This is a genomic window from Bacillus sp. AFS059628, from assembly GCF_002571225.1.
Classification (GTDB): domain Bacteria; phylum Bacillota; class Bacilli; order Bacillales; family Bacillaceae_G; genus Bacillus_A.
This window is the reverse complement of the sequence record NZ_NVEC01000004.1, coordinates 40693-56908: the sequence shown is the minus strand read 5'-3', so window position 1 is coordinate 56908 and position 16216 is coordinate 40693. Positions and strand designations below refer to the sequence as shown.

General features: G+C 34.1%; 18 protein-coding genes. 15 read left to right on the top strand and 3 right to left on the bottom strand.

What is annotated here, in order from left to right; genetic code table 11:
* The first annotated feature begins 54 nt into the window (after positions 1–54).
* Positions 55–657 carry a nitroreductase family protein gene (locus tag COL05_RS03435; protein ID WP_098667583.1) on the top strand — a complete coding sequence of 201 codons (603 nt, stop codon included), beginning with the start codon at positions 55–57 and terminating at the stop codon, positions 655–657.
* Positions 658–802: 145 nt separating this feature from the next.
* Here COL05_RS03435 and COL05_RS03430 read toward each other — a convergent pair whose 3' ends face one another.
* Positions 803–1222, bottom strand: a complete 420-nt coding sequence (locus COL05_RS03430) for a GNAT family N-acetyltransferase (RefSeq protein ID WP_098667582.1) — start codon at positions 1220–1222, stop codon at positions 803–805.
* A gap of 183 nt (positions 1223–1405) precedes the next feature.
* On the opposite strand from COL05_RS03430, the gene COL05_RS31680 reads away from it, so the two are divergent.
* The 3 genes from COL05_RS31680 to COL05_RS03420 all read left to right on the top strand — a co-directional run bounded on the left by COL05_RS31680 (position 1406) and on the right by COL05_RS03420 (position 3095).
* Positions 1406–1537, top strand: coding sequence for a hypothetical protein (locus COL05_RS31680; RefSeq protein ID WP_098667581.1), 132 nt, complete (start codon positions 1406–1408; stop codon positions 1535–1537).
* Between the two features lie 107 nt (positions 1538–1644).
* The gene (locus COL05_RS31165; RefSeq protein ID WP_180233420.1) at positions 1645–1812 is read left to right on the top strand and encodes a hypothetical protein; all 168 of its coding nucleotides are present in this window, start codon (positions 1645–1647) and stop codon (positions 1810–1812) included.
* 269 nt (positions 1813–2081) lie between these two features.
* Positions 2082–3095: an AI-2E family transporter gene (locus COL05_RS03420; protein ID WP_098667580.1), complete on the top strand. Its 1014-nt coding sequence runs from the start codon at positions 2082–2084 to the stop codon at positions 3093–3095.
* Between the two features lie 71 nt (positions 3096–3166).
* On the opposite strand, the gene COL05_RS03415 is transcribed toward COL05_RS03420, so the two are convergent.
* Positions 3167–4111, bottom strand: a complete 945-nt coding sequence (locus COL05_RS03415) for an L-lactate dehydrogenase (protein WP_098667579.1) — start codon at positions 4109–4111, stop codon at positions 3167–3169.
* A 201-nt stretch (positions 4112–4312) separates the two neighbouring features.
* Between COL05_RS03415 and COL05_RS03410 the strand changes: the two genes are divergently transcribed.
* The 11 genes from COL05_RS03410 to COL05_RS03360 all read left to right on the top strand — a co-directional run bounded on the left by COL05_RS03410 (position 4313) and on the right by COL05_RS03360 (position 15257).
* On the top strand, positions 4313–5749 hold the full coding sequence (locus tag COL05_RS03410; RefSeq protein WP_098667578.1) for a flavin monoamine oxidase family protein: 1437 nt from the start codon (positions 4313–4315) through the stop codon (positions 5747–5749).
* Positions 5750–5852: 103 nt separating this feature from the next.
* Complete coding sequence (locus COL05_RS03405; protein ID WP_098667577.1) at positions 5853–6776, top strand: CobW family GTP-binding protein; 924 nt, start codon at positions 5853–5855, stop codon at positions 6774–6776.
* Positions 6777–6905: 129 nt separating this feature from the next.
* Positions 6906–7511: a TetR/AcrR family transcriptional regulator gene (locus tag COL05_RS03400; protein WP_142337334.1), complete on the top strand. Its 606-nt coding sequence runs from the start codon at positions 6906–6908 to the stop codon at positions 7509–7511.
* A gap of 15 nt (positions 7512–7526) precedes the next feature.
* Complete coding sequence (locus tag COL05_RS03395; RefSeq protein WP_098667576.1) at positions 7527–9017, top strand: o-succinylbenzoate--CoA ligase; 1491 nt, start codon at positions 7527–7529, stop codon at positions 9015–9017.
* A 4-nt stretch (positions 9018–9021) separates the two neighbouring features.
* Positions 9022–9438 carry a MaoC family dehydratase gene (locus tag COL05_RS03390; RefSeq protein WP_098667575.1) on the top strand — a complete coding sequence of 139 codons (417 nt, stop codon included), beginning with the start codon at positions 9022–9024 and terminating at the stop codon, positions 9436–9438.
* Entirely contained in the window at positions 9438–10433 is a 996-nt protein-coding gene (locus tag COL05_RS03385; protein WP_098667574.1) for a 3-oxoacyl-ACP synthase, read from the top strand. Before COL05_RS03390 ends, COL05_RS03385 begins: the two co-directional genes overlap by 1 nt.
* Positions 10434–10613: 180 nt before the next feature.
* Positions 10614–11831: a substrate-binding domain-containing protein gene (locus tag COL05_RS03380; protein ID WP_098667573.1), complete on the top strand. Its 1218-nt coding sequence runs from the start codon at positions 10614–10616 to the stop codon at positions 11829–11831.
* Positions 11832–11919: 88 nt separating this feature from the next.
* Complete coding sequence (locus COL05_RS03375; protein ID WP_098667572.1) at positions 11920–12693, top strand: ABC transporter ATP-binding protein; 774 nt, start codon at positions 11920–11922, stop codon at positions 12691–12693.
* Positions 12671–13372, top strand: a complete 702-nt coding sequence (locus COL05_RS03370; protein ID WP_098667571.1) for a branched-chain amino acid ABC transporter ATP-binding protein — start codon at positions 12671–12673, stop codon at positions 13370–13372. The genes COL05_RS03375 and COL05_RS03370 overlap by 23 nt, the downstream gene beginning before the upstream one ends.
* A 21-nt stretch (positions 13373–13393) precedes the next feature.
* Positions 13394–14254, top strand: coding sequence for a branched-chain amino acid ABC transporter permease (locus COL05_RS03365; RefSeq protein WP_098667570.1), 861 nt, complete (start codon positions 13394–13396; stop codon positions 14252–14254).
* 49 nt (positions 14255–14303) lie between these two features.
* A complete protein-coding gene (locus COL05_RS03360; protein ID WP_142337343.1) occupies positions 14304–15257 on the top strand; it encodes a branched-chain amino acid ABC transporter permease in 954 nt (317 codons plus the stop codon).
* Between the two features lie 96 nt (positions 15258–15353).
* On the opposite strand, the gene COL05_RS03355 is transcribed toward COL05_RS03360, so the two are convergent.
* The gene (locus COL05_RS03355; RefSeq protein ID WP_098667568.1) at positions 15354–16142 is read right to left on the bottom strand and encodes a LysR family transcriptional regulator; all 789 of its coding nucleotides are present in this window, start codon (positions 16140–16142) and stop codon (positions 15354–15356) included.
* Positions 16143–16216: the final 74 nt, after the last annotated feature.

The following is a 16216-nucleotide window of genomic DNA, read 5'->3' as shown; positions in this document are numbered from 1 at the left end:
ACTTGTTATGAAATAACAAAATAAATTATAAAACAAATATTTGGAGGAGTAAAAATGTCAGCAACTACAACAAACTTAAAAGAAGCAATCGTGAACCGTCGTTCTATTCGTAAAGTAACAAAAAACGATGCAATTACGAAAGAAAGAATTGAAGAAGTTTTAATAACAGCTTTACACGCACCAACATCTTTCAATATGCAAAGTGGCCGTATGGTTGTATTAATGGATGGAGAGCATGAAAAGTTTTGGGATATTGTTAAAGAAACACTAAGAGCCCGCGTACCAGCAGAAAACTTTGAAGCGACTGTAGAAAGATTAAAAGGTTTCCATACAGGTGTTGGGACTGTATTATTCTTTGAAGATCAAGCAACAGTAGAAAAAATGCAAGAAAATGCACCATTATATAAAGAACAGTTCCCATTCTGGTCTCATCAAGGAAATGCAATGTTACAACATACTGTATGGATGTTATTATCAGCTGAAGGAATTGGTGCGTCTCTGCAACACTACAATCCAATCGTAGATGCTGAAGTGAAAGAAACTTGGAACATTCCAGCTGAGTGGAGCTTAGTGGGACAAATGCCATTTGGTGAGCCAAATGAACAACCAGGAGAAAGAACATTCTTATCTACTGAAGATGTAGTGAAATTTTATTAAGAAATTTAATATATAAAGAGTGAAATAAAAGGAGAGTACGTATTAGTCATATATGTACTCTCTTTTCGTATGTAATGTTAAACTCTTATTGCAAGAACAAATTCCTTCATATGAACCGAAGTCTTTCCTTACAATTAAAAATCTATTATGTTTTTGAAATGACAGTAAACATTCCCGTCATGTTTGGTGAATAATCTTTAAAATCAAATTTCTCATAGAACGATTTTTTACCTTCTGATGCAAACAAACCGACAAAGGCCTTATCAGGGGCATTTTCATGCAAGTATGTAACTAAACGATGCATGATTTCTTTCCCGATACTATGTTTCTGATAATCCGGATGAACTACTATATCTTGAATATAGAAATAGATAGATCCATCACCAACAATTCTTCCCATGCCGATAATTTTTTCATTATCATTGACTGTGATGCAGTGGATAGAATTTTTTAGTGAAGTTTCCGCCACTTCAAAATTCATATAATCAGTCCATCCAACAGAATCACACAAATATTTATACTCTTCTAATGTTGGGGTGTTATGTTTAAACTCATATGTTTTCAAAATGTATCCTCCAAGCCCTTAAATTTAACAAGTATATACATTCGACATTTTTTTATCTTTTCCTCTTATGTAACTGAATTCCCTTTAGCTATTGAATTTCGTCCAGTTTCCGTATTTGTATTTGTGTTAATTAATAAGAGATTAGGGGAAAATATAAGAAATAATGGAAAGGGAAGTGGGAAAATGAATGATGAGAAAAAGTATACAGTGGTAGGTACGGATGTTGAAGAAGTAAAACGTTTAAATGAAAATTCGGGATTATCATATAATCAAGTGAAAGAATTATTAGCGAAGCAAATTCAAAAAAAGAAGTAATGAAATTGAAATTCTTCATTTTTTCATTTAGCATTTTAATTAGAGAGTTATAAGGATAACTCTCTTTTTTAATACAATGGAGCAACTTTTAGAGTGGAGGAAACAACATGAAGAATTGGGTAAAGGTAACGCTGTCTATTGCTGGAGGTATTGTTCTATTGGCATGTGCCGGAGGATATTACGTGTATAAAAATTATTTTCCAAAGGAACCTGAGCGTATCGTATATGATAAAGATAGAGTATTAAAACCGATACATAATCAGCTGTTCCGGTAGGATATGATAACAATGGAGAGCCAGTAGGTGCGGTGTTTGTTGGGAAGCAATTTGGTGAAAAGAAACTGTTCAATCAAAAAGAAAAGCACCAAAACTGTAAAAAGGTAAACGACTCCAATAAAATATGTTGGTTGCCTAATATGAAAAGAATCTAACAATATAAAAAGAAAAAAAGGATTCTTCTCAATTAGTAAGAAAGATTGTCTATAGAAGTTCATAAAATGTAATATATTCAATTTCCATCCATTGAAGGGGGAGGTTAAATTTTAATGAATGAAGTGAAAAATTTCTTTCGAAGCAGAGGGTTCCAACGGTTTCTCGTTTTAATAATAGTAGCGCTTCTATTATATGGATTAAAAAGTATGATTAATTTAATATTGATTACGTTTATACTGACGTTTTTAATGGATCGGTTTCAACGTTTTATTTCAAAGAAGTTGAAAGTGAATCGGAAAATTGTTATCGCATGTTTGTATATAATATTAGTAACTTTTATCGCCACAACATTATATAAATATTTACCTGTGCTGACGATACAAATTTCACAATTAATTTATCAATTTAAACTATTTTTTCAAAATCCACCTGATAATGAAATCGTTAAATATGCACTTTCGACAATTAATGGGATGGAAGTATCAAAATATATAGAACAAGGTGTAGATGTCATCTATCAATCAATAGCAAATATAGGGAAGGTAAGTTTACAAATATTATTATCTCTAATTTTAAGCTTATTTTTCTTATTAGAAAAAGAACGTATTATTGCATTTACATCTAAGTTTAAAGATAGTAAGTTAAAAATCTTTTATGAGGAAATTGCATATTTTGGTGAAAGATTTGCAAGGTCGTTCGGCAAAGTAATTGAAGCTCAGTTTTTAATTGCCGTTGTAAATTGTATTCTTACTGTCATTGCATTAATCGTTTTAGGATTTCCACAGCTACTTGTATTAGCTGTTATGATTTTCTTACTAGGGTTGATTCCTGTTGCAGGTGTGATTATTTCTTTGTTTCCACTTTGTATCATTGCTTACAACGTAGGCGGAGTTATGTACGTAGTATACATACTCGTATTCATAACAGTAATCCATGCTCTTGAAAGTTATTTTTTAAATCCGAAGTTTATGTCTGCAAAAACAAATTTACCAATATTCTACACATTTATGATTCTTATCTTCTCAGAGCATTTCCTCGGAATATGGGGGCTTATTATCGGTATACCAATCTTTATCTTCTTATTAGATGTACTTAATGTAAACAATGAGGAATCAATTAGAAAATAATGAATATTTTATATGAGCGAACAATGAAAAAGCAATCCAAAATAAAATGGATTGCTTTTTTACTATACATATTAAAGAACTGGAGCCATAGTTTCTTTCAACACTTGAACAGAGTGATCGAATTTTAATTCTTCTTCTTCACTTAATTCCACTTCTAAAATTTCACGAACACCGCTGCGATTTAAAACAGCAGGGACACCGATATAAACATCTTTTTGACCGTATTGACCTTCTAAATATGCCGAAACAGTTAATACACTATTTTCGTCGTTTAAAATGGCCTTAGTAACACGTAGAAGGGACATACCGATACCATAGTAAGTTGCACCTTTTCGCTCAATAATATGGTAAGCTGCATCACGAACGTTTATGAAGATTTTGTCTAAATCTTCTTGCGTGTATGTGTTGTCTTTATCAAGAAGCGTTTGTAGTTTTTGAACACCGACTGATACGTGACTCCAAACAGGAAGTTCTGTATCACCATGTTCACCGATAATATAAGCATGAATGTTATGCGGACCAATATTGAAGTACTCACCTAACATATAGCGGAAACGAGCAGAATCAAGCGTTGTACCAGAACCGATTACACGTTCTTTCGGTAAACCAGATTCTTTCCAAGTTACGTAAGTTAAAATATCGACAGGGTTAGTTGCTATTAAGAAGATACCATCGAAGCCGCTATCCATAATACTGCGAACGATTTGTTTAAAGATTTTTGCGTTTTTCTCAACTAAATCTAAACGTGTTTCGCCTGGTTTTTGTGGTAATCCAGCTGTAATGACTACAAGATCTGCATCTTTACAATCTTCGTAGCTACCTTTCCATACTCTAGTTGGAGCTGGTGCAAAAGGAACAGCATGACTTAAATCCATCGCTTCTCCTTCAGCTTTTGCCTCGTTTACATCTACTAAAACAAATTCTTCAGCTACAGCTTGGTTAATCATGCAGTAAGCATAACTACATCCCACCGCTCCTGTTCCTACTAATACAACTCGGTTAATACCTTTTTTCATTTCAAAATTCCTCGCAATTTCATTGATTTTATTATGTAAGATAATACGTCTTACTTCTATAGAGTCATATCTAGTTTATTACATTTTATAAAAGATATTCAAGTAATTGAAAATGTATCCGTGCAATTCTTTGCATGAAACATAGGAAGCAAGTTAACCGAATATAATGCAATAAAATCCTTTATTGAAGGGGAAAAATGCATGATACAGCCATTAACGATGGAAAGAATGCTTCATATTATTAATGTGGGGCTCGTTAAAACGAATAACCCAAAGCAGGTTGTTATTGCTGGTGCAGGAATTTCAGGGTTAGTTGCAGCGTCTTTATTGAAAGAAGCAGGGCATGACATAACAATCTTAGAAGCGAATAACCGAACAGGCGGAAGAATATATACGATGCGCGAACCGTTTAGCAGAGGTTTATATTTTAATGCAGGGCCAATGCGAATTCCTGAAACACATGAGTTAACTTTAGCATACATTCGCAAATTTAAATTACCGTTAAATCTGTTTATAAATAAAACCGCTTCAGATATTATTTATACAAATAATATTAAAACGAGATTGAGCTTGTTTGAAACAAACCCAAGTATACTTGGATATCCCATTTTAGAGAATGAAAAAGGAAAAACGGCAGAAGAGTTAATGTTAGTAGTATTAGAACCAATACTTAATTTTATAAAAAAAGATCCTAATATAAACTGGATTATCATTGAAAAAAAGTATAAAGCATATTCGCTTGGCTCCTTTTTAATGGAGTATTATTCAGACGGAGCAATCGATATGATCGGTGTACTTCTTGATATGGAAGCATATATGGGAATGTCTTTAATTGAAGTATTACGTGAAATGATCTTTTTTACTTCAACGACAAAATATTACGAGATAATGGGCGGAATGGATGCATTACCAAATTCATTTTTACCGGAGTTAAAAGATAATCTTTTTATGTCATATAAAGTAGAGAAAATCATACAAGAAGGTAATAAAGTAATGTTACAAGGAAATCATGAACAAACGTTAGAGAAATTTACAATAACAAGTGATTTTGCTATTATTACAATTCCATTTTCAGCGTTAAGATTTGTAGAAGTTCAGCCAGACTATTTATTTTCTTATTTTAAAAAAAGAGCAATTCGTGAATTAAATTATATTGCTGCAACTAAAATTGCAATAGAGTTTAAAAGTAGATTTTGGGAGAAAGCGGGACAGTGTGGAGGTAAATCTATTACTGATTTACCGATACGGTTTACATACTATCCGAGTTATAGCATTCATACTCCAGGACCAGCAATCGTTATAGCAAGTTATACGTGGGCAGATGAGGCATTAACATGGGATAGTCTCTCGCAAAGAGATCGTATTCGTTACGCATTAAAAAATTTAGCGGAAATATACGGTGACATTGTCTATAGTGAGTTTGTTACTGGCTCATCTTTTAGCTGGAGTAAAAATCCGTATTCTTGCGGCGCATTTACAGCTTTCGAACCGGGGCAAGAGCTCGAGTTATTTCCGTATATTACATCACCAGCTGGAAAAGTACACTTTGCAGGAGAGCATACGACATTAACACATGGGTGGATGCAAGGAGCAATAGAGTCTGGAATTAGAGTTGCGTATGATGTAAATGAACAGTGAAGATATATTTACAAATCACTACTCTTTTAATAAAATAATAAATATAAATCGTAATTATTACGCTTTGAATACGTTTGAAATAAAGAAATGGATGGTCGATCACATGAATAAAGTAGAAATTCATATATTAGGTGGTTTTTTAGGAAGTGGAAAATCAACATTATTACAAAATCTATTGTTAGCGGAGAAAAAGAAGAATAGAAAAGTTGCAGTATTAATGAATGAAATTGGTGAATACTCGGTAGACACGGATATTATTGGAAAAGAGAATGTTTTAAGAGAACTTCTGAAAGGATGTATTTGTTGTACGCTAAAAGAAGAGCTTGAAATACAGTTGCATTCGTTATATCAGCAAGAAAGGCCAGATGTCATTTATATAGAAACAACAGGTGTTGCGCATCCAATTGAAGTGTTAGATGCATGTGTATCACCAATTTTAGCACCTTTCTTAGAAGTGAAATCAATTGTAGTCGTTTTGGATGCAGTAAGATGGTTAAATAGAAGTGTATTGAGTGCAAACGTTCAACAATTATTGCATGAGCAACTGAAGTTTGGTAGCCACATTTTAATTAATAAATCAGATTTACTAACAGATGCGGATAAGAACAAAGTAATAGAAGAAGTGAAAGTGATAAATAATCATGCGAAATTGTTTGAAACAAAATATTGTAATATATCTTTAGAAGACATAGAAGAAGCTGAATTTACGAATGACGCGGAACATGAGACACTACATGTAAAACAGCATTTACATATACAAACGATGACATATCAATTTACGAAATCAATTGATCAAGACAATTTATATGAATGGCTTTCAAAGTTACCAGACAGTATTTATCGTGTAAAAGGATTTGTGAAATTCCATGGAGATAAATACCCGCACTTATTCCAATATTCATTTGGGGTACCTACTTTACTGGAACAAGACTTCGGTTTCCCGACGAACTTGGTAGTGATAGGGGAAGGGCTAGATAAGAAACAATTAGCTGAAGGGTTAGAGAAAGTAGAAAATAATTCTAATTAAGATGAAAGGCCTAACTTATTTTTAAGTTAGGCCTTTTTGTATGTAGAAAAACACTTGCAGATTTTGTCTAACTATAAAAATTGTAAAATTCAGAAAAATATTTATAATCAAATCTAAGAGGTGATTCAGGTGTCAGAAAAAATAATAATGGATGTAAAAAACCTAACAACAAAAGGGCTAGAAACGAGAGAGAAATTATTGTGTGCTGCAGAAAAGGTGTTTGGCAGTAAAGGATATTACGAGGCTTCTATCGTGAATATTACACAAGAAGCAAAGGTAGCACACGGAACTTTCTATAATTACTTTCCATCTAAAAAAGATATATTTGATGAATTGATTCGCAGATTAAACCGTGAGTTACGCTTAATTATTAAAGAAGAAATGAAGGGAATATCAAGTTATGAAGAGGCGCAAAGAAGAGGTTTTCAGGCTTTTTTTCGGTGGGTGAAGAATCGACCTAATCTGTATAACATTGTACAACAGGCAGTAGTTGTTGATGATAACTTATATAGATGGTACTATGCAAAGCTCGCAAATGGATTTTTAAAAAGTTTATCGGCTGGTATGGAAGCGGGAGAGTTTAAACAACTTGATAAAGAAACAATTGCGTATTGTCTTATGTCAATTGGGCAATTTTTAGGAATGCGATGGGGTTATTGGGAAGAGAAAGATGTTCCGGAAGATGTATTTGAAGCAGCGATGTCATTAATATTTGAAGGGTTGAGAAAGAGATAAGGGAGTGGAGAGAATATGCAAGGCATTGCTTATTGGATTGAAAAACGTTCCTATTTACATCCAGATCGCATTGCCATTATTACAGAAGAGGAGGAAATAACATATAAACAGTTACATGAGTATGTAAGTAAAGTAGCAGCCTATTTAATTTACGACTTAAATGTGCAAAAAGGAGAAAGGATAGCCATTTTATCACAAAACAGCTTGGAATATATTGTACTTTTGTTTGCTATAGCAAAGGTAGAATGTATTGCTGTTCCACTTAATATACGGTTAACAGAAAATGAACTTATCTTTCAGTTAAAGGATAGTGGAACTACAGTTTTATTTGTAGAGGAGCCATTTCAAAATATGGCAATGACAATGCATAAGGTATCGTATGTTCAAAGAGTTATTTTAATTAAAAGTTTAAAAGAAATAGAAGATAGAAAAAGTGACAACTTTGAAGAGATAAATGAAAGCGCATCCTTTATTATATGTTATACATCAGGTACAACAGGAAAACCGAAAGGAGCCGTACTTACACAAGAAAATATGTTTTGGAATGCGCTTAACAATACATTTGCGATTGACTTAACTATGCACGACCGCTCTATTGTATTATTACCTTTATTTCATATTGGTGGAATTGGTTTATTTGCATTTCCAACTTTATTTGTAGGTGGTGTAATCATTATTCCAAGAAAATTCGAACCAACAACAGCCCTTTCCATGATAGAAAAACATAAAGTGACTGTCGTGATGGGAGTACCTACAATTCATCAAGCATTGATTAATTGCCCAAAGTTTGAAACTACAAAATTACAATCTGTTCGCTGGTTTTATAACGGTGGTGCTCCATGTCCAGAAGAGTTGATGAGAGAATTTATAGATAGAGGATTTTTATTTGGGCAAGGCTTTGGCATGACTGAAACATCACCAACCGTATTTATGCTTTCAGAAGAAGATGCAAGACGTAAAGTAGGTTCAATTGGAAAACCTGTTCTGTTTTGTGATTATGTACTTATTGATGAAAACAAAAATAAGGTTGGAATCGGCGAAGTTGGGGAGTTACTTATAAGAGGGCCGAATGTAATGAAAGAGTATTGGAATCGACCAGATGCAACAAAAGAAACAATTCAAGATGGTTGGTTATATACGGGAGATTTAGCTAAAGTTGATGAAGATGGTTTTGTATACATTGTCGGTAGAAAAAAAGAAATGATAATTTCCGGTGGTGAAAATATTTATCCACTTGAGGTAGAGCAGGTCATTAATAAGATTTCGGAGGTATATGAGGTAGCGGTCGTTGGCAGGCAACATGTAAAGTGGGGGGAGATTCCAATCGCTTTTATTGTGAAAAAGAGTAGCAGTGAATTAACTGAAAAGGAAGTCATTGAACATTGTCGTTTATTTCTAGCAAAATATAAAATACCGAAAGAAATTGTTTTTCTAGAGGAATTGCCCAAAAATGCAACTGGTAAAATTCAAAAAGTACAGTTAGCAAATCAATTGAAAAGCAGGTGAAGAGATGACGATGTATAGCACTGGTCAACAGGCATCATGTAGTAAAACAATAACAGAAACAGATTTTGTATTATTTGCAGGTTTGAGTGGGGATTTTAATCCAATTCATATTGATCATGAGTATGCGAAACAAACTAGATTTAATCAAAGGATAGCACATGGTTTACTAACTTCTAGTTTATTATCACAATTGCTTGGGATTCATTTACCTGGAAAAGGATCCTTTTATATGGAACAAACTATTAAATTTACAGCACCAGTTTTTATAGGAGATACAATTACAGCTACGGCTACAGTGCAAGAATTTATGATAGAAAAGAAAGTTTTGAAATTGTTAACTGAATGTCATAATCAAAAAGGAGATTTAGTATTGACAGGTGTAGCGACGATGATGGTGCCAAAAGAAGGAGGGGTAGTCTAATGAATATTGGGGTTGAAACAACTGGTGTTTTCTTCCCAAAAGACGTAGAGACGGCTGCAGATCTATCTAAGAAAACAGGTATCCCTGAGAAAATTATTATAGAAAAGTTTGGTTTATATGAAAAACATGTCGCAGACGAAACGATGCATGCATCAGATTTAGCTATTGCTGCTGCAAAGCCAATCTTATTACAAATAGATCCTCAATCTATTGATATAGTAATTTATTTTGGCAGTCCACATAAAGATTACCACGTATGGTCAAGTGCCCCAAAAATTCAGCATGAACTTGGATTGAAAAATGCTTATGCTTTTGAAATTATGAATGTTAGTTCTTGCTTTCCTATTGCTCTCAAAGTCGCAAAAGATATGCTCTACTCCGATAACTCAATTGAAAATATATTATTAGTAGGTGGATGTAAAGAATCTCAAATTGTAGATTATGATAATCCACGCTCACGTTTTATGTTTAATTTCGCTGATGGCGGAAGCGCAGCTTTAGTGAAAAAAGATGCTAGCAACGGTGAAATATTAGGAAGTGCGATTATAACAGATGGTTCATTTCATGAAGATGTACGTATTCCAGCAGGTGGATCAAAGCAGGTTGCGAGCTATGATACAGTTGAGAATCGACAACATTATATTGATGTAATAGATCCTAATAGTATGAAAGAGCGTCTAGACCGGGTTTCAATCCCTAATTTTGACAAGGTGATTCGAGAGTCATTAAGAAAAAGTGGGTTAACTCCTAAAGATATTAAAGTATTATTACCATTGCATACAAAACGTTCTATGTTAATAGAATTGATACAGGGGTTAGGGCTAGAAGAAGAACAAGTTGTATATTTAGATCATTATGGACATATGTCAGCGCTTGATCCTTGCATTGGTCTGCACTTTGCAAATGAACAGGGAAAATTACAGCCTGGAGATATTGCAGTAGTAGTTAGTGCAGGGACTGGGTATACGTGGGCAGCGACTGTGATTAGGTGGTGAAAAATACTAAATGAATACACGAGAAATGGAGGTATTTGGAAAGAGGCGGCGAATGTAAAGGTACTTCATTAATTTTCTAAACAACCTCATTTATATGATTTAAAGAAAAAGTCATAATTACGGATGGAGAACTTTGGCGTGTTTGATTCTATCAGAAAGAAAAATATGGGGAGGATCACAATGTCGATGAAAAAACGTAAATGGCTAAGAATGATGGCTACTGGTTGTGTTTTAGGTTCGTTATTCATAACTGCAGCTTGTTCAGGAAAGAAAACGAGTACAGAGGATGAAAAGACGATTAAGGTAGGGGTTCTTGCTTCATTAACAGGTCCGTTAGAATCCTATGGAAAACAAACAGTGAACGGATTTGAATTGGGGTTAGACTATGCAACCGGTGGAACTGGGAAAGTGGAAGGGAAGAAGATTAAGTTTGTTGTAGAAGATACAGAAACAAAAGCTGATGTAGCGGTTAAAAAAGCTACGAAGTTATTAGAAGAAGAGAAAGTTGATTTTTTAGTCGGATCGTCTAGTTCAAGTGATACATTAGCGGTTTTACCATTAGCTGAAGAATATGAAAAAATAATGATTGTAGAACCGGCAGTAGCTGATAGTATTACCGGGAAGAACTGGAATAAATATATTTTTAGAACGGGTAGAAATTCATCTCAAGATGCAGTCGCTGGTGCTGCAGCAATTGCTAAAAAAGATGTGAAAATAGCAACGTTAGCACAAGATAATGCTTACGGCCGTGAAGGGATTGCTGCATTTAAAGCTGGAGCGAAGAAATTAGGTGCGAATATTGTAAACGAGCAATATGCTGATACAAATTCAACTGATTTCACTGCTAATATTCAAAATATTATTAGCTCAAAACCAGATTATTTATTTATCGTTTGGGCAGGGGCGAATTCACCTTGGAAACAGTTGAAAGATATGAATGTGGAAGCGCAAGGTATTAAAATCTCTACCGGCGCACCAGATATACCAGCATTAAAAACGATGGATGCATTAGTAGGAATGCAAGGCTTTTCTGTTTATTATCATACACTCCCGAAAAATAAGGTGAATGATTGGTTAGTGGAAGAACATAAAAAACGATTTAATGGTACGGTGCCAGATTTATTTACAGCAGGTGGAATGTCAGCGGCAATTTCTATTGTAGAAGCTTTAAAGAAATCAAAAGGAGATACAGATGTAGATACGTTGATTAAGAAAATGGAAGGAATGGAATTTGATACACCGAAAGGAAAGATGAAGTTTAGAGAAAAGGATCACCAAGCGATGCAGACACTTTATTCTATCACGTTGAAAAAGCAAGATGGTGTTGACTATCCAGTGCCAGTATTAGAGCGAGAATTAACGATGAAAGAGACAGAGCCACCAGTTCAAAACAAATAGACTGAATTTTCTGTTGTTTTTGTATAAAGAGGGGATCCCCTCTTTATACGTATTTTTTTCATACTTAAAGCTTTAAAGGGGGGATTTCATGACGCATTTGCTTGAAACGAAAAATCTTAGCGTATCTTTTGGTGAACATCACGTTATTAAGGATGTGAATGTAACAGTACAAAAAGGAAAGCTTATTTCCATTATTGGACCAAACGGTGCAGGAAAGACAACATTATTTAATTTACTTAGTGGACAAATTCCTCCAACAAAGGGTGAAGTATATTTTAAAGGACAAGACATTACAAAGTTATCAATTTCAGATCGAACTCGATTAGGAATTGGTCGTTCTTTTCAACTTACAAATATATTCCCAGAGTTAACGGTACTTGAAAATGTTCGTTTAAGTGTTCAATCATTCGTGCAAGATTATTATAGCTTCTTTCCGAGTTCGGCAAAATATAAGCAACAAGTTGGAGAGGCAAGACGTTTTTTAAAAACAGTATTACTTCAGGAGAAGGAACATGTATTAGCGAAAGATTTAGCGCATGGAGAAAAACGAAAGTTAGAGCTTGCGATGTTATTAGCTTTAAAAACGGATGTGTTACTACTTGATGAGCCGACTGCAGGTATATCGGTTGAGGAGGTACCGGCTATTTTACAAGTGATTGAAAATATTAAAAAACATCCAGAGAGTACGATTGTACTGATTGAACACAAAATGGATATGGTACTAGGTTTGTCAGACCATCTTATCGTTTTATTCCATGGAGAACTATTGGCTGAAGGATTACCCGAAGAGATTATGAAAGATGAGCGTGTACAAAGTGCTTATTTAGGGGGATTATATAGTGGCACTATTACAAGTGAATAATATAGAGACGTATTTAGATCAGTTTCATATTTTACAAGGGGTATCGCTTACTGTTGAGAAAGGGACGATTACTATACTGTTTGGGAGAAATGGGGCAGGAAAGACTACGACATTACGTTCGGTTATGGGATTTCACCATATCGCACATGGTGAAATTTATTATGATCATACACAAGTAAATGGACTATCTACACATTTAATTTCAAGAAAAGGAATAGGGTATGTACCAGAAAATCAGGGTATTTTTCACGATCTGACAGTAGAAGAAACATTCGCTCTTGCTAGAGGAAAGGGCGAAGAAGCAGAAGAGAAAATCGAGTGGATGCTTGAATTATTTCCAGATTTAAAGCAGTTTTGGCACAAAAAAAGCGGGCTCTTAAGCGGAGGACAAAAGCAAATGCTAGCAATTTCAAGAGCGTTTATTAATAGTGATGGTTTATTACTTATTGATGAGCCGAGTAAAGGCTTGTCCCCCATTATGATAGAAAAGTTAATGATAGCCATTTTAAAAATGAAAGAGAAAACAACAGTTTTACTCGTTGAACAAAATTTTATGATGGCTAGTCAAATTGGTGATTACTTTTATATTATGGATAACGGAAAAATTGTTCATAACGGTTTTATGCATGAATTAAAAGAGGATAAGGAAATGTGTCATAAATATTTAGGAATCTCTTAACATGGATCCGAGGTGAGAAGGATGGATGTGTTAATCAATTTATTTGTAAATGGGATTTCAACAGGGATGCTCATTTTTTTATTAGCATCAGGTCTTTCACTTATTTTCGGTTTAATGAGTGTTCTAAACTTCGCACATGGTGGTTTATTTGCGTGGGGAGCGTTTACAGGTGTTTGGCTATTTAATATGACAGGTAGTTATGTATTAGCGTTAACTGGAGCAATAGCTATGGGGATGTTTCTTGGCTTCATTTTAGAAAGATTCCTTATTAGACCGGTGTATGGAAATCATGTTCGCCAGCTTCTTGTGACACTTGGAGGAATGCTTGTACTAAGTGAATGCATTAAAGTATTTTGGGGCCCTAATCCAATTGGTGCAAAATTACCGTTATGGCTACAGGGAAGTTTTACATTCGGAGGTGTTATATTAATAAAATATCGTCTATTCGTTATTATAATTGGGATCATCATATACATCGCCTTACTATTATTACTTAAAAAAACAAAGATAGGTCTTATGATACGAGCTGGTGTAATGGATAAAGAGATGGTTCAAGCGCTCGGTATTAATGTAAAAGCGATATTTTCTTTCGTCTTTTTATTAGGAGCAGGGATGGCTGCCTTAGGTGGCTTCTTATTAGCACCATACTCAGGCGTTATTTTTGCCGAGATGGGTATGCAGTATGCAATTTTAGCGTTCATAGTAGTAATTATTGGAGGGTTAGGGAGCGTACAAGGTTCAGCAATCGCGTCTTTAATTGTCGGATTAGCTGGTGCTTTTACAGCGTATTTTATACCGGATTTATCACTTGCAATCAATATGTTAATGTTACTATTTTTCCTAATAGTGAAGCCAAACGGACTTGTTAGTGAAAAGGGGTGAAATGGTGAGCAGCACATCAAATCGAATTAAAGTATACTTCGGAGTAATTATGCTCATTTGTTTAAGTGTATTTCCATTCGTAAATGATTCACGGAGCTTGTTAATTTTGTTCACTCAAATCTTCATCTTTGCTATTTTTGCAATGAGTTTTGATATATTGCTTGGATATACCGGAATTGTATCGTTTGGTCATTGTATGTTCTTTGGAATAGGAGCATATGGCGTAGCGCTTTTATTTGATCGGCAAGGAGTATCCATAACGAACTTTTTAATAGGGATAATAGCTGCAATTATCATTTCAGCAATGGTTAGTTATATAATCGGTTTGCTTTCTTTACGATTGAAAAGTCATTTTTATGCAATGTTAACACTTGCTATTTCACAATTGTTTTTCGTACTTGCTGAAAAATGGCGTTGGCTCACTCACGGGGGAGATGGTTTTACATTTGGTGTACCAGACTTATTCCGGGATCGTTTTACCTTTTATTATGTAACACTTATATGTTTAATTGTCATTTTTATTCTGTTACGTCTTTTCACTAAATCTTCTATTGGAAAAGTATTAAAGGCAATTTCACAAAATGAGCAACGTGTCGAAGCACTAGGATATAAAGTTCTTCATTACAAAATTATCGCTAGTATTGTGGCAGGAGTAGTAGCTGCGATTAGTGGTGGATTATTTGTTATCACATTGCGCTTTGTAAATACGACTGTATTTTCAATTGAAATGACATTAAATGCATTATTGATGACAATGATTGGAGGCGTCGGAACGTTAATTGGAGCAATTGCTGGAGCAGGAATTATTGAATCACTGAAATACTATTTATCAGAACTAGCTACAACGTATCCGATTTTTGAACGATGGACGATTATTCTCGGTTTATTGTACATTATTGTATTGCTAGTTTTCCCGAAAGGATTAGTTGGAACGGTTAAGAGATTGAAGAGTATGAAACGGAATAAGAAGGAGAAAAGTGCAGAAGTGGAGCAAAACGTGTGAAAAATCAATTGTATAAAATATGAAAATCCCTCTTTTAGATTCGTAAAGGAGGGATTTTTATTGATGTATGTAATTAGTTAATTTATAGCTATTATACTAATCAAATAGTTCATTAGGTATTTGTTTTAAAGAGTTTTGATTCGTAAAGAAATGAACAGCTAATTTCTCACTTGGAACATTTTCAATTGGTACCAATTTATCATTTTTAATCGGTAAAAAGGCTATCCCTTTTCCGTCCTGAATAAACTCTTCCATAAGTGAATAAGAATCTAATTGTTGAAGTTGACGCTGAGATAAATTATTTTCTTTTAGAAATTGTATCGTCTTATTTCTAAAAGGGCACTTTTTGTCATTACTAACGAAGAAGAGTTCTTTTGAATAGTCAATGGTACGTGTTTCTTTCGTTTTCAATAAGCCTATAGAAATTGAAGTAGTAAATACTTTTTTAAAAGCTGCGTCGGGATCATCCTCGTAAGTAATGACCATATCAACTTTTTGTTGCTGCAGTAATTTTTGCAAATGACTACTATTTTCTACATATATTTGATAATTCCTGAAATTTTCTTTAATACGCTTGCTTACATAAGTAGTCAAAATAGATTGTGACGTCGCGATTATATAAGAAGAACCACTCGTTTTAATTTTATCTTTTGCTTCTTCTACTAAAGTTAATATTTGATTCGTGTAGTCTAATAAAATGTCCCCAGAAGGTAACAAGGAAACGCCTTTGTTATCTCTATGTAGTAAAGGAGTTTCTAATTCTTGTTCTAATTTTTTAATACGCTCAGTTACGTTTGGCTGAACATATCCTAACTCTTTCGCAGCTTTACTAATAGAACCTTCACTAGCTACAGTTTTGAATATAATAAGATCATTTATTTCCATGTATCACAGCCCCTTATACGGTATCATTATAAATGATATCAAACATAATTTATACCTATTTTACGGTAGTCAAT